This is a genomic window from Lelliottia sp. 489 (genome assembly GCF_050435885.1).
Taxonomy (GTDB): Bacteria; Pseudomonadota; Gammaproteobacteria; order Enterobacterales; family Enterobacteriaceae; genus Enterobacter; species Enterobacter nimipressuralis.
Genome location: NZ_JBNDLC010000001.1, coordinates 841,403 through 854,079 on the forward strand (window position 1 = coordinate 841,403; position 12,677 = coordinate 854,079).

Annotated in this window: 14 protein-coding genes; 7 read left to right on the plus strand and 7 right to left on the minus strand. The window is 51.6% G+C overall.

All coding sequences use genetic code 11. The annotated features are described in order from the left end of the window. Nucleotides 1–8: 8 nt before the first annotated feature. The gene (locus tag ABIE11_RS04260; RefSeq protein ID WP_429184032.1) at nt 9–869 is read left to right on the plus strand and encodes a LysR family transcriptional regulator; all 861 of its coding nucleotides are present in this window, start codon (nt 9–11) and stop codon (nt 867–869) included. 401 nt (nt 870–1,270) lie between these two features. On the opposite strand, the gene ABIE11_RS04265 is transcribed toward ABIE11_RS04260, so the two are convergent. The 3 genes from ABIE11_RS04265 to ABIE11_RS04275 form a co-directional block, all read right to left on the minus strand. Beyond that, entirely contained in the window at nt 1,271–1,813 is a 543-nt protein-coding gene (locus ABIE11_RS04265; protein WP_429184033.1) for a DUF3916 domain-containing protein, read from the minus strand. A 169-nt stretch (nt 1,814–1,982) separates the two neighbouring features. Next, nucleotides 1,983–2,864 (minus strand): hypothetical protein, encoded by an 882-nt coding sequence (locus ABIE11_RS04270; RefSeq protein WP_429184034.1) that lies wholly within the window; start codon nt 2,862–2,864, stop codon nt 1,983–1,985. A 44-nt stretch (nt 2,865–2,908) separates the two neighbouring features. Beyond that, entirely contained in the window at nt 2,909–3,430 is a 522-nt protein-coding gene (locus ABIE11_RS04275; RefSeq protein WP_429184035.1) for a hypothetical protein, read from the minus strand. Nucleotides 3,431–3,939: 509 nt separating this feature from the next. Between ABIE11_RS04275 and ABIE11_RS04280 the strand changes: the two genes are divergently transcribed. Continuing rightward, a complete protein-coding gene (locus ABIE11_RS04280) occupies nt 3,940–4,515 on the plus strand; it encodes a hypothetical protein (protein WP_429184036.1) in 576 nt (191 codons plus the stop codon). A gap of 98 nt (nt 4,516–4,613) precedes the next feature. Here ABIE11_RS04280 and ABIE11_RS04285 read toward each other — a convergent pair whose 3' ends face one another. Further along, nucleotides 4,614–5,156 carry a DUF3916 domain-containing protein gene (locus ABIE11_RS04285; protein WP_429184037.1) on the minus strand — a complete coding sequence of 181 codons (543 nt, stop codon included), beginning with the start codon at nt 5,154–5,156 and terminating at the stop codon, nt 4,614–4,616. A 686-nt stretch (nt 5,157–5,842) separates the two neighbouring features. On the opposite strand from ABIE11_RS04285, the gene ABIE11_RS04290 reads away from it, so the two are divergent. Further along, the gene (locus ABIE11_RS04290; protein WP_409255189.1) at nt 5,843–6,376 is read left to right on the plus strand and encodes a GNAT family N-acetyltransferase; all 534 of its coding nucleotides are present in this window, start codon (nt 5,843–5,845) and stop codon (nt 6,374–6,376) included. Here ABIE11_RS04290 and ABIE11_RS04295 read toward each other — a convergent pair. Continuing rightward, on the minus strand, nt 6,369–6,779 hold the full coding sequence (locus ABIE11_RS04295) for an ASCH domain-containing protein (protein WP_164971769.1): 411 nt from the start codon (nt 6,777–6,779) through the stop codon (nt 6,369–6,371). The genes ABIE11_RS04290 and ABIE11_RS04295 overlap by 8 nt on opposite strands. Nucleotides 6,780–6,804: 25 nt before the next feature. Beyond that, nucleotides 6,805–7,215, minus strand: coding sequence for a helix-turn-helix domain-containing protein (locus ABIE11_RS04300; RefSeq protein WP_100779882.1), 411 nt, complete (start codon nt 7,213–7,215; stop codon nt 6,805–6,807). A gap of 77 nt (nt 7,216–7,292) precedes the next feature. Here ABIE11_RS04300 and ABIE11_RS04305 point away from each other — a divergent pair, with 77 nt between their 5' ends. Both ABIE11_RS04305 and ABIE11_RS04310 read left to right on the plus strand, forming a co-directional pair. Then, on the plus strand, nt 7,293–7,772 hold the full coding sequence (locus ABIE11_RS04305; protein WP_429184267.1) for a DUF2938 family protein: 480 nt from the start codon (nt 7,293–7,295) through the stop codon (nt 7,770–7,772). Nucleotides 7,773–7,915: 143 nt separating this feature from the next. Beyond that, entirely contained in the window at nt 7,916–8,806 is an 891-nt protein-coding gene (locus tag ABIE11_RS04310; RefSeq protein ID WP_429184038.1) for an oxidoreductase, read from the plus strand. A 22-nt stretch (nt 8,807–8,828) separates the two neighbouring features. Here ABIE11_RS04310 and ABIE11_RS04315 read toward each other — a convergent pair whose 3' ends face one another. Beyond that, nucleotides 8,829–9,134 carry a cupin domain-containing protein gene (locus ABIE11_RS04315; protein WP_194513870.1) on the minus strand — a complete coding sequence of 102 codons (306 nt, stop codon included), beginning with the start codon at nt 9,132–9,134 and terminating at the stop codon, nt 8,829–8,831. 279 nt (nt 9,135–9,413) lie between these two features. Here ABIE11_RS04315 and ABIE11_RS04320 point away from each other — a divergent pair, with 279 nt between their 5' ends. Next, nucleotides 9,414–10,250, plus strand: a complete 837-nt coding sequence (locus tag ABIE11_RS04320) for an alpha/beta fold hydrolase (protein ID WP_102103926.1) — start codon at nt 9,414–9,416, stop codon at nt 10,248–10,250. 144 nt (nt 10,251–10,394) lie between these two features. Then, nucleotides 10,395–12,671, plus strand: a complete 2,277-nt coding sequence (locus ABIE11_RS04325; protein ID WP_231275826.1) for an FdhF/YdeP family oxidoreductase — start codon at nt 10,395–10,397, stop codon at nt 12,669–12,671. The last annotated feature ends 6 nt before the right edge of the window (nt 12,672–12,677 follow it).

Genomic DNA, 12,677 nt, shown 5'->3' on the forward strand with positions numbered 1-12,677 from the left:
GAATCAATATGAATAAAACAACGCTGGAACAATGGGCAATCCTGGACTGTGTGTTCACTACCGGCAGCTTTGCCCGCGCCGCCGATACGCTACACCGCAGCCAGTCTTCTATTAGCTATAATCTCGCGCAGCTCCAGACGCAACTGGGCGTGACGCTGCTGGTTCCTGAGGGGCGTCGTACGGTATTAACCCCAACCGGGGCGACGCTGCTGAGCCAGGTACGCCCGCTCCTGAAAACATTTAGTTATGTGGAGGCCCAGGCCGCGACTCTGCAGGAGGGAATGCGATCGCAGCTTAATTTGGTGGTGGACGTTATCTATCCTCGGGAGCGCCTGTTCTCTGCCCTGCAACAATTCCAGCAGCGCTGGCCGACTATTCGGGTGAAGCTAACGGAAGTCACCGAGAGCATGTTCCCCACCATGTCCGCTGTGGACGATGCTGATGTGATGATCGTGACCGACCGGCAAAATATTACTGGCCGGGGAGAGTGGCTAATGAACGTGGATTTTATTGCCGTGGCACATCGCGATCATCCGCTGCTGTCGGTATCCGGCACGTTGACCGAAGCACTGCTCAGCAACTGGCCACGGATACAAATAGCAGATAGCGGGAAAGCGGCCTCAGGGGATAGCCAAAACTGGGATTTCTCCACTCTGGATGCGGCGGCAGGCGCTATCGTGGCCGGTCTTGGATATGGCTGGCTGCCACAGGCCTCTATTCACCCACAACTGGCGGCAGGCATACTGCAACCATTGCCCCTTAGCCACGGCTCGCACCGCGTCACCCCTTTACATATCATCCTGCGCCGTGATGTTCCGCCCGATGAACCGGTCAGTTTCCTGATATCAGCCCTGAAAAAGGCGCTGTAAACCACACCGCGAAATGCGACATGCCGGTAAGCGCCTGATTACATTCTTATATCGTACTTCCGTTGCAGTACGATATAAGCTTGTTATTGGGTGGCTGCCTGTTTGCTGGGGGTGCCTTTTTACGTCAACGTCACACCGCCTTTTACCTCGGTGCTTTTCTTTAGTGTGCTGATTACGTGGTGGAACAACTTCGGCGTTATCGGCTGCTTTGAAACACCCTGCCCTTGTAAGGTGTCGCGGTTAGTTGGGTAGTGCAGAGATTCTATTAGGGATAATGATGGTATTCGGGGAGCCGTGGGTTTGAAATATGAAAGTCCGCTTAGTTCCAGGAGCGGACGTTAGACAAAAGTAGTGTCCCTTTTTATAAGTGCCTTATTTTAAATCAAATGAAAGCAACCCCCTTAAGTCACCTGACCATAATACCAGCGTTCTCCCGTAAACCACTCATCACGGTCCTCACTTCCATAATATTCTAGAGTGATACCGATTTCCTGTATGTTAGCAGGAAGAACGAGTCCCCACTCAGTTGCAAGGCTAAGATCTTTGATCAAAGCCGAAGCACCATTTTCAGAACGACCTTCAGCTATAAAGCCTTGAAAATATTCTTCAGATCGATAAAGACAGACCTCACTTGTAAACATATCAGGAAGACATACGACAGCGGTAATTCGAGGGCTGTAATTCATACCAGCAGTAGCCGTTATGAGGTTTGAACATGCATTAATCAAAGCTTGCGCATAAGCCGCTTTGGTTTTAAGCGTACTGCATTTCCCCTCAACGATATTAATGTCTACTGGAATTTTAAAATTCCAGTAATGCTCATCTTCTGAGAAAATGCTTCTTTCGGGGTTGTGAAAAGTACTAGCCCAACGGTTAAGAGCTTTTAGGCGTCGGGGAATATTTCTGATTTTGGTTCGATAGTCTCTGTTAAGTCGTCTACTCATGAATAATTTACTTTTTAGCTCGTCAAACAGTTAGAATTGTGTCCCTACACAAAAGCATTCTATCCTAATTTATTCAGCTTATCGTTATGCATGTAATCAAACGCACCGCAATCGGCTTGCGAGAAATTATGTCCGCTCCTCGCTCAAAGCGGACTTTCTGTTTAGTCAGTTAGTTCCAGTATTCATATTGCGCCGTCATTACGGCGTTATGTTTGTCCATATACTGTTTTCCTGTCCGATCGGTTGGGGTGATCGTGATATCCATATTGGCATGTGTGCACTCTCCATGTGAGTTCCACTCCTTGCAGGTGGTCAGTTTTTTTTCAATCGTGAAATACGTCTGGGTCTTGCTCAGGGTCAACTCACGGCCCTCGTTATCATAGCCATACTCTTCTATGGTTGAAGGTGATTGGGTTTTGATCAGGCGATGATTATCATCATAGATATATACAATCGTATTATTATCTATCGCCATACTTCCTTTGCTTACCGCGCTTGCCAGTAATCCTGATGAATTAAAGGTGTAGTCGATTGTGCCAACTGCGGTTTTGTCTTTATCTCCCGGTTTTGTAGCCACGAAAACGGAACGATTAATCGCGCGGCTGATTATTTCTTTACTGTTAAGCTGGTACATTCCCTCAAGAGTCTGCCGATATATCTGCGTGGTTTTCTGGCTGTTTTTATCGGCTATGACCCCGTTTGAGTCTACCTGGATGCGCCAGCCAAATTCCGTTTTATTCAACTGAATATCAGAGGTTGCCGTGAAAACGCCGTTCTGGCCCGTTGAGGCTTTGACCTCTTTCATATGGCCGCTTATTAGCTCACCGCATTGACTGAAGTTGCTTTGAAGCGATGTGCGGAGATATCCATCAGGGCTATCAATAGTGACTGATACAGATTTGGGCGTTTCAGTTCTTGCCTGCTGACCAAGAAGGATGAAGTTGTTCAGTTTATTTTTAGCGAGGGTTTCCACAGTGCATTGTGCTGCATAAGTCTGAAATGTGCAGAGGGATAAGAGAGTAATAAACATGTTTTTATTATTGAATGACACTATTTGTGGTCCTCATGAACCAGTCGGTTATCCAGATTATCTCATTAAGAGGCAACCTGCTCCTGAGTGAGCTGGTAAACATCATACATCGATGAACTTTTCATCGGTTTAACCGACCAATGAAACCGCGTCCCTTTGCCAATCATGATAGCGCTACGAATTTCAGTAATTGGTTGAAACTCGTGATTCGACTTCTGAAACTCCATTTGCTTGTTGCGCAGTGGCGCCGCGCCGTAAATGTCTCGGAATTCATGAATGAGCATCGCTTCGAATTCAGAATATACCTTTGAGGCGTTTCTCGCCCGAGGGAAACAATAGCCAATGAGGAACTCATGCTCGCCTTGCAGGTCCGCAAGATCCATCAGCCAGTTCTTATGCTGAGTAATGCGCTGTTCAAAGTTTCCTTCGCCGATGTACACCGTGGGAGAAATGCCGCGTGGGTATTCAATAGCAAACAGGCCATCGAGCCTGATGACATAAACGCACCGTTTAAGATCCTCCTGACTAAGCCTCTGCTTTGCAATACAGGAAGAACATCTTTTTTCCAGGTCTGGCGGCAGTTCCACTTCAGCCAGTCCCACTTAATTTGAACAACTGCCACTTAATCACTCCTTATCAAGATTATTTTGCTCCCGCTGCACCCGCCTGTTGAGCTTATCGCTTCAATTATCCGGCGATAGCCAACAAAGTTGCAAATGGATAGCCAAGTGAAGACAAATGCTCTCTTTTCACCCTAAATACACCGTCATGATATATCGGCAGAGAAACGACTTTGATGAGTGGTTATTCATCTTCTCGCTATTGGTGAGCGTTACCTTCCCCTTAGCACTTCTGACTGATGATGTACATTCACTAAGCCGTCCGCACCTGCCGCACAGCGGATCGTCAACCCAGTTAGCTTGTCCGCGGTGTGCCAAAAGCGGACTTTTAATCTTTCTAGAAATATCTCATGCCGTGGCCAAATTTTGTCGACCACTACACATTAAGGCGGCAATGAGATACGCTCATTTTGCGTCGGAACATTTCACCGAAGCCAGACTTTTGCCCCACTAAACAACATGGATTGGATGATGTTATGGAAAATAAATATACGCATGACTTACACGAAATTCTGTGTTTAAAAACGTTCGGTGAAGCTTTCGAAGCTTATCGCGTCGATGATTACGACAGAATGATCACCGAATGGGCAGAAAGAGAGCTACTCTCCCTCAATAGCTCTGAAACCTTATTAATTTTAGCCTCCCTCAATTTAGATAAACATCTTGAATCAGATGCGATTGAGCGCTACCTTCATGCATATATGCACGAAAAAAACATGATTGTCCCTGACATCAGCACTAGTTCAATTACGTGGCTAAGGTTTAAGGCTTGGTGTCTGATGCAAGCTGATTCTTCCACAGAAATAGAGTTACGGTTGCACCAAATCCCTGCTTTTCACCTATCTTTTGGTTCCCGTATTGTCAGCAACATCTGCTGGCAGCTTTACGGCATATACGATGAACTCTTTGATGATTGGGGGCCCGACTATCCCTCTAAGGCCTCAGCGATGAGCGAAGCAGACATTCTTGATTTTGTGAAATGCCGCGTGAAACCTTTCTATCGTGTTCTCTGTAGCAACGATTGGGCCTGGGTTTTGGCCCGAGCAGTATAAGCAATCTATTGTCCGCAAAGTGCCAGGAGCGGACGTTAGACAAAAGTAGTGTCCCTTTTTATAAGTGCCTTATTTTTAATCAAATGAAAGCAACCCCCTTAAGTCACCTGACCATAATACCAGCGTTCTCCCGTAAACCACTCATCACGGTCCTCACTTCCATAATATTCGAGAGTGATACCGATTTCCTGTATGTTAGCAGGAAGAACGAGTCCCCACTCAGCTACAAGGCTACGATCTTTGATCAAAGCCGAAGCACCATTTTCAGAACGACCTTCAGCTATAAAGCCTTGAAAATATTCTTCAGATCGATAAAGGCAGACCTCACTTGTAAACATATCAGGAAGACATACGACAGCGGTAATTCGAGGGCTGTAATTCATACCAGCAGTAGCCGTTATGAGGTTTGAACATGCATTAATCAAAGCTTGCGCACAATCCGCTTTGGTTTTAAGCGTGCTGCATTTCCCCTCAACGATATTAATTTCTACTGGAATTTTAAAATTCCAGTAATGCTCATCTTCTGAGAAAATGCTACGTTCGGGGTTGTGAAAAGTACTAGCCCAACGGTTAAGAGCTTTGATGCGTCGGGGAATATTTCTGATTTTGGTTCGATAGTCTCTGTTAAGTCGTCTACTCATGAATAATTTACTTTTTAGCTCGTCAAACAGTTAGAATTGTGTCCCTACACAAAAGCATTCTATCCTAATTTATTCAGCTTATCGTTATGCATGTAATCAAACGCACCGCAATCGGCTTGCGAGAAATTATGTCCGCTCCTCGCTCACAGCAGTCGCTCCTAAAGGTTTTCCATATAATAAAACGCTTTCATTAACTCATCTTCTGTAAGCGGCGATATCAAACTTGCCCCTGTATCTTTCTCAATCTTCATCAATAGCTCGCTGCGGGTTATGCCCAATCTATTCGCAACATGGTTAGCGCGACTCCGTGCGTGTGACGCTCTATGCGCAAGAAGGCCTTCTGCGGCTAGAACTTTTCTTCTTGATGACGAATGTGACATTGATTCCTCCTTTAGCCTAAATCACTCCCCATAAAAGCATTATGCGATAAGAAAAATAACGATGTTCTCGCTAGCTTTATTCTGGAAACACCATAAGCGCAACTTCGTAAACCACAATAGCTGAAGTGTCCGCTATTCGCTCAAAGCGGTTCAACCCGCTCTTAAACCTGTCCACTTCATACCAGAAGCAAGCCTTGCCAACATCATGATATGCTCCATTCTGGATGGAAGAATTAACGCCTATTCCCAGTGCATTGCGAATCAAAGACCGTAAAAATAATGACATCACGCATGGAGAACCTTGTCATGGATTTCACTATCCGTCACGCACACCCTGAAGACTTTGACAGGCTACGCGCTATTGAACTGGCGGCTTTTGAAACCTTGCGTAATGCGGGGGCGGTAACAGATGAGGCGGGCGCATGTAGCCTGGAGGAATTGAGCGATTTCTGGCGTAACGGTCTGCTGCTTACGGCCTGTACGTCTGATTCTGTTCCGGTAGGTTTTGTCGCAGCTAAAGTTGAAGAGACCTGGCTGCACGTTGCTGAAATGGATGTACATCCGGTCTGGCAACGCCACGGTATCGGCAGACGGCTTATGCAGGCTATTCTCAATATTGGTCAGCAGCGTGGTCTGACGGGAGCCACGCTGACAACAGACAAAATGGCCGCTTTTAATGCCCGATTTTACGCCACATTGGGTTTTGAAATTGTAGAGGGTCTCGCACGACCGCCGCATCTGGTAAGCCTGATAGCTGAAGAACTCGCGACAGGTTTCAACCCGGCGCGGCGTGCAGCGATGTGTATGACTTTCAGGGAAACTACAATCCGCCTCAAATGACCTCAACAACCTCAAACTCCTCTGCGATCAGCTCCATCTCTTCAGAGAAGTCCCCTTCGCGCGCGAAAAAGCGCTGATGTTCTTTCCGCCAGTACTCAAGGCTCAAATCGCCCTCCCCCTCTTTTCTGGCAAACTCATCGGTCACATCGCAAAAACGCACCAGGCGCATTGAAATCAATCTGATCACGCACACCGGTGCATTCTGACCATCAAGAACGATGTTATAGCTGCCGATCCGGGGCGCAGTCTCCTCCTGTTGATACGATGAAAAAGAGCCACATGAGGCCGTTTTAATCCCTTTTTTAATCAGGTCAGCAAGCTCGTTAGCCAGCTCAGGGCTGTCACCCATTTGCCAGGCATTGGCACCCGGATACTTCACCTGCAGTTCATCCAGCGTCGTCATAATTATTTTCCTGTCATTTAGTGAGTTAGCGGCTGCCAGACCGAACGAGCCTAAGCCCTCTTGAGACAATTTTTTGAAACTCCTCACACTCGGTGTGCTCTGGTTGTGTACAGCGTGCCGCATGCTTCAACCCGCGACTGAGTAGCTGCAATCTGCGAATGGTGTTGTCAATCTTCAGTGATTGCTGATGAAGCTGCTCGCGGTCAATTGCGATCGTCCCTTTCGCACCAAACATCGCTGCAATGTCATCCAGAGAAAATCCTGCTGCCTGTCCCAGCGTGATCAGCTGCAGCTTATTAAGCACATTCTCATGATACTGCCTTCTCAGACCGTTGCGACCCACCGGCTGGATCAATCCTCTCTTCTCGTAATAGCGCAGCGCCGAGGGGTTAATGCCCGAAAGGTCGGCGATTTCTCTGATATCCAGTTCTTTCATCGTTGACTTAAACCTGACTTTAACTTGCACACTGTCTGCCAGCTTAGCATTTCATCAGCAAGGAGAAGACTATGGATATGATTTTGGTGTTTAAAACAGTCATAACGGGGATGGGCGCAACAGGGGTTATGGATGTATGGTCCTGCTTTCAGAAACGCACTCTTAAGGTTCCGCCACTGAACTATGCCCTGGTGGGCCGCTGGATTTTGGGTTTGCCGGGCGGGACGTTTTGTCATCACACGATCGTCTCAGCGCCGCCACTACGCGGGGAGCTGTTGACGGGCTGGGTGTTTCACTATCTCACCGGGATACTTTTTGCTGTTGTGCCGCTGACGCTGAACGGAGCAGAATGGTTCACTCACCCCTCCCTCTCGACAGGACTGCTCGCCGGTCTGTTAACGTTATTTGCCCCCTTTCTGATTCTGCAGCCTGCGCTGGGTTTTGGCATTGCTGCGTCACGCACGCCTCGCCCGTGGCTGGCACGTCTGTTCAGTGTGCTCATGCATCTGGCTTACGGCGTCGGGCTTTATATCGCGGCACGCGTGATGAGCGTTTAAGGGATAGGGCTTATCGTCACGCCTGACCGCCATACTTCAGCCAAAACGTCGTAAGTCGGCATCATTTTTTCCTGTTAGACGCGATGGGCCTGCGGAGTATTATGATGAATCAGGTCTGCTTGCCCCATTCAGGAGGACAAAGAATGTCTGAACATCCCTCAGTAGCGCTTATCGGCCCTGGTGCTATCGGTACCACCATTGCCGCGGCACTGCATGAAGTGGGCCGAACGCCCCTTCTTTGCGGACGCACCGCTCATCCACAGTTAGTGTTGCGCCACGATGACGGTGAAATCATCGTACCCGGTCCGGTCATTACCGATCCTTCGCGCGTCAGCCGCCCGGTCGCGCTTGTGTTTGTGGCCGTGAAAACCACCCAGGTCGCTGACAGCGCCGGGTGGCTGGCTGCGCTGTGCGATGAAAACACCGTCGTCTGTGCGTTGCAGAATGGCGTTGAGCAAAAACCGCAGCTCGAACCTTACGTTAACGGCGCCGTGGTCGTCCCGTCGGTGGTCTGGTTCCCGGCTCAGCGCGAGCCGGACGCCTCCGTGTGGCTGCGTGCCAAACCGCGCCTGACCCTCCCCGCTATCCCGCAGGCAACACAGATCAGCGATGCGCTGAGCGAGACGCGCTGCGCGGTAGAATTGTCAGCGGATTTTACCTCCATCGCCTGGCGTAAGCTGTTGCAGAATGCGGTCGCGGGCCTGATGGTGCTGGCGAACCGCCGTGCAGGAATGTTCTCGCGGCAAGATATCACGGAGCTGGCACTGGCGTACCTGCGCGAATGTCTGGCCGTGGCGCGGGCAGAAGGCGCATCGCTCGGCGATAACGTTCCGCACGAGATCGTTGAGGGTTTTCATCGTGCCCCGGCGGATTTAGGCACGTCAATTCTCGCCGACCGTCAGGCCAATCGTCCGCTGGAGTGGGATATTCGCAACGGCGTGATCCTGCGTTATGGCGATAAGCATGGTATTCCTGTCCCCATCAGCCGCGTTGTGGTCCCGCTGCTGGCGGCGGGAAGTGAAGGGCCGGGTTGACGTTAACGCTCGGGGCGGGCTTTTACTGCCGCCCCACGTCCACTACCACCAGTACCCCAAAACTCCCTTCCGGCACCGAATGCTTCGCCCCCTTCGGTACAAAAAAGAACTCCCCGGCTTTCAGGGTAAAGTGCCGCTCCTCCACCACCAGCGGCAGCTCACCATCCAGCACCAGCAGCAGTTCGTCGAAATCATCATGCGCCTCGGTTGGAAGTCCCTCCCCGCCCATCTTTAGCACTTTAATATTGGCGTTCCCGACGGTGCCAAGCACGCGCGAACGCCAGACATCCGGCAGGTCTGCCACCACGCTCGCAATTGAGGTTTTCATTGAGCACTCTCTGTTTAGTCTGATCGGCGCTACCACCTTTAGCATGCCGCAGGTGAATTACCGTTATAAATTCATCAGGTTAAGGTTGCTGGAATTTAACTAAGCAAAGATAACGGACTAAATTTGAAGAACATTTTCACAAGCGAAGCCATTGAGCCAGCCGCAGAATTCCGGCACGCAGTGACATTCTCAACTAGACTTGGATGTTGTTATTTGCCACCTGTTTGCACATCAACCTGAACTATCCATCTCCTTTCACTCCACCCGAGAGGTTCAATCATGTCATTTGTCACCACCAAAGATAACGTTGAGATCTTCTATAAAGACTGGGGACCAAAAGAGGCGCAGCCTGTCTTCTTCCACCACGGCTGGCCGCTGAGCGCTGACGACTGGGATAACCAGCTGTTGTTCTTTTTGGCGCAAGGCTATCGCGTACTGGCGTCCGACCGCCGGGGGCACGGGCGTTCAAGCCAGGTCAGCGACGGGCACGATATGGATCACTACGCCGCCGATGTCTCCGCCGTTGTGGAACATCTGGATCTGAAAAATGTGGTGCATATCGGGCACTCGACGGGCGGCGGGCAGGTTGCGCGCTATGTCGCAAAATATGGTCAGCCACAGGGGCGCGTGGCAAAAGCGGTGCTGATCAGCGCCGTACCGCCGTTAATGGTTAAAACGCCGGAGAACCCGGGCGGCACGCCGATTGAGGTCTTTGACGGGTTCCGCCAGGCGCTGGCCGCCAACCGCGCACAATTTTATCTCGATGTCGCGACAGGCCCGTTCTACGGCTTTAACCGGGAGGGCGCGGAGATCTCACAGGGCACCATCCAGAACTGGTGGCGACAGGGAATGATCGGCAGTGCGAAGGCGCACTACGAAGGTATCAAGGCGTTTTCAGAAACCGACCAGACCGACGATCTGAAGGCTATCACCGTCCCTACACTGATTTTGCAGGGCGATGACGATCAGGTCGTGCCGTATAAAAATGCGAGCCTGCTTCAGGACGAGCTTCTCAGTAACAGCACTCTCAAGGTCTATCCGGGCCTGCCACATGGGATGCACACCACCCATGCTGACCTGATTAACCAGGATCTTCTGGCGTTTATTCGCAGCTAACCCCCCTCGGTATAGCCGCCCAGGCTATACCGATCCTTTCACCCGCACGTCTTCAATCATCATAAAAATGATGATTATTTGTTGTTATTTCGTTAACTCCAACGGTGTAGAATTGATCCATCGATCGACATAGTCGGAGCTTACATGAATAACAAACGCCGCTCGGTTCCAGGAATCCGGCACTATGATGGTCCTGCCGGGGGATGGGGGGCGCTGAAAGCCACCGCCATCGCCGTTCGCACGCAGATGGACACCCTCGATGCCCCCGCGACCCTGCTTCGCACCAACCAGCCTGACGGATTTGACTGCCCCGGCTGCGCATGGCCCGACAAAGAGCACAAATCCACCTTCCAGTTCTGCGAAAACGGCGCCAAAGCCGTGACCTGGGAAGCCACCAGCAAACGCGTCACCCCGGCGTTTTTCGCCGAAAATACGGTGACTTCCCTGCTGGCAAAAAGCGATTTCGAACTCGAAGGCTATGGCCGTCTGACGCACCCGATGGAGTATCACCGGGAGAGCGACACCTTCCGCCCGGTCGAATGGGAACAGGCGTTTGCACGCATTGGCGAAATAGTGCGCGAACTCCCGCCGGATGCGGTCGAGTTTTACACCTCCGGACGCGCCTCTAACGAAGCGGCGTTCCTGTTTCAGCTGTTTGCCCGCGAACTGGGCACCAATAATTTTCCTGATTGTTCCAATATGTGCCACGAGGCCACCAGCGTCGGTTTGCCACGCTCCATTGGAATTGGCAAAGGAACCGTCTCGCTTGACGATTTTGATAACACTGAGCTTGTGATTTCAATCGGCCATAACCCCGGCACTAACCACCCGCGAATGATGGGGACGCTGCACGAGCTGGCCCGCCGCAAGGTGCCGATTATTGTGCTCAATCCGATGCGTGAGCGCGCGCTGGAGCGGTTTGCCGATCCGCAAAGCGTGATGGAGATGGCGACCTACAGCTCCACCGATATCGCCTCGACCTATTTCCAGGTAAAAGCGGGCGGTGATGCTGCCGCGCTGAAAGGCATCGCTAAACATCTGCTGGCGTTTGAAAACGCGCTGGATACCGATTTTATCGCCACGCACACCCAGGGCTTCGATGACTTTGCGGCGGATATCCAGGCGACAAGCTGGGCGTCGATTGAGCGCGAATCGGGCCTGTCGCGCCAGGATCTCCACCAGGTCGCAGAAGCCTATGCCAAATCCAACGCCACCATCATCACCTACGGCATGGGCATCACCCAGCACAACAAAGGCACCTCCAACGTGCGTCTGATTGCCGACCTGCTGCTGATGCGCGGCAATATCGGCAAACCCGGCGCGGGGATTTGCCCCCTGCGCGGCCACTCGAACGTTCAAGGAAACCGCACCGTCGGGATCTCCGAAAAACCGACGGCGGCGTTTCTTGGCAAAATGAAAGAGGTGTTTGGCTTTACGCCGCCTGCGGCGCACGGCCACGACGCGGTGCAGGCCACCGAAGCGATGATCAACGGCAGCGCCAGGGCGATGATCTGTCTCGGCGGGAATTTTGCCGTCGCCATGCCCGATCACGCGCGCGCCTTCCCGGCGATGCGCAGCCTCGATCTGAGCGTTCACGTCGGCACCAAGCTTAACCGCACGCATCTCCTGACGGCGAAACAGACCTGGCTGTTCCCCTGCCTGGGGCGCACGGAGCTGGATATGCAGCAAACGGGCCGCCAGTCCATCACGGTAGAAGATTCGATGTCGATGGTTCATGCCTCTTCCGGCAAGCTCAAACCCGCCTCGCCTGAGCTGCGCTCGGAGCCGGCGATTGTCGCCGGTCTGGCAAAAGCGACGTTGCCTCACACCCGCATTGACTGGACCACCCTGGTGTCGGATTACGATCTGATCCGCGATCTGATCGAAAAAACCATCCCCGGTTTTGACCAGTACAACCGGCGCATCCGTATTCCCGGCGGTTTTCGCATGCCGCTTCCGCCAACCGAACGCGTCTGGCCGACGTCCACGGGCAAAGCGATGTTCTCAGTATTTGAAGGCGTCGATGAGAACCAGCCGGGCGTCGGTGACAACGTGCTGCGGCTGGTAACACTGCGCAGCCACGACCAGTACAACACCACCATCTACGCGCTCGATGACCGGTATCGCGGCGTGTTTGGCCGCCGCGATATTCTGTTTATGAACGAGGGCGATATGGCGCAGCTGGGTCTGGAGCACGGCGATCGTGTGGATATTTCCACCGCGTTGCAGGGCAGCGTTCAGCAACTGGAAGACATCACCGTGGTCGCTTACAGCATTGCCTCCGGTACGGTCGGTGCTTATTATCCAGAGGCTAACGTACTGGTTCCACTCGATTATCTTGACAAAGACAGCGGAACACCGTCCTATAAATCCGTGCCCGTCCGGGTAACGCTGCGATCAAAAGAGATCCGCGCACTATAAACGAGA

What these genes read in the sequence shown, in the direction of transcription:
- ABIE11_RS04260 (WP_429184032.1), top strand. Translation starts at nt 9, where the DNA reads ATGAATAAAACAACGCTGGAACAATGGGCAATCCTGGACTGTGTGTTC.
- ABIE11_RS04265 (WP_429184033.1), bottom strand. Translation starts at nt 1,813, where the DNA reads ATGAGTAGACGACTTAACAGAGACTATCGAACCAAAATCAGAAATATT.
- ABIE11_RS04280 (WP_429184036.1), top strand. Translation starts at nt 3,940, where the DNA reads ATGGAAAATAAATATACGCATGACTTACACGAAATTCTGTGTTTAAAA.
- ABIE11_RS04285 (WP_429184037.1), bottom strand. Translation starts at nt 5,156, where the DNA reads ATGAGTAGACGACTTAACAGAGACTATCGAACCAAAATCAGAAATATT.
- ABIE11_RS04290 (WP_409255189.1), top strand. Translation starts at nt 5,843, where the DNA reads ATGGATTTCACTATCCGTCACGCACACCCTGAAGACTTTGACAGGCTA.
- ABIE11_RS04295 (WP_164971769.1), bottom strand. Translation starts at nt 6,779, where the DNA reads ATGACGACGCTGGATGAACTGCAGGTGAAGTATCCGGGTGCCAATGCC.
- ABIE11_RS04300 (WP_100779882.1), bottom strand. Translation starts at nt 7,215, where the DNA reads ATGAAAGAACTGGATATCAGAGAAATCGCCGACCTTTCGGGCATTAAC.
- ABIE11_RS04305 (WP_429184267.1), top strand. Translation starts at nt 7,293, where the DNA reads ATGATTTTGGTGTTTAAAACAGTCATAACGGGGATGGGCGCAACAGGG.
- ABIE11_RS04310 (WP_429184038.1), top strand. Translation starts at nt 7,916, where the DNA reads ATGTCTGAACATCCCTCAGTAGCGCTTATCGGCCCTGGTGCTATCGGT.
- ABIE11_RS04315 (WP_194513870.1), bottom strand. Translation starts at nt 9,134, where the DNA reads ATGAAAACCTCAATTGCGAGCGTGGTGGCAGACCTGCCGGATGTCTGG.
- ABIE11_RS04320 (WP_102103926.1), top strand. Translation starts at nt 9,414, where the DNA reads ATGTCATTTGTCACCACCAAAGATAACGTTGAGATCTTCTATAAAGAC.
- ABIE11_RS04325 (WP_231275826.1), top strand. Translation starts at nt 10,395, where the DNA reads ATGAATAACAAACGCCGCTCGGTTCCAGGAATCCGGCACTATGATGGT.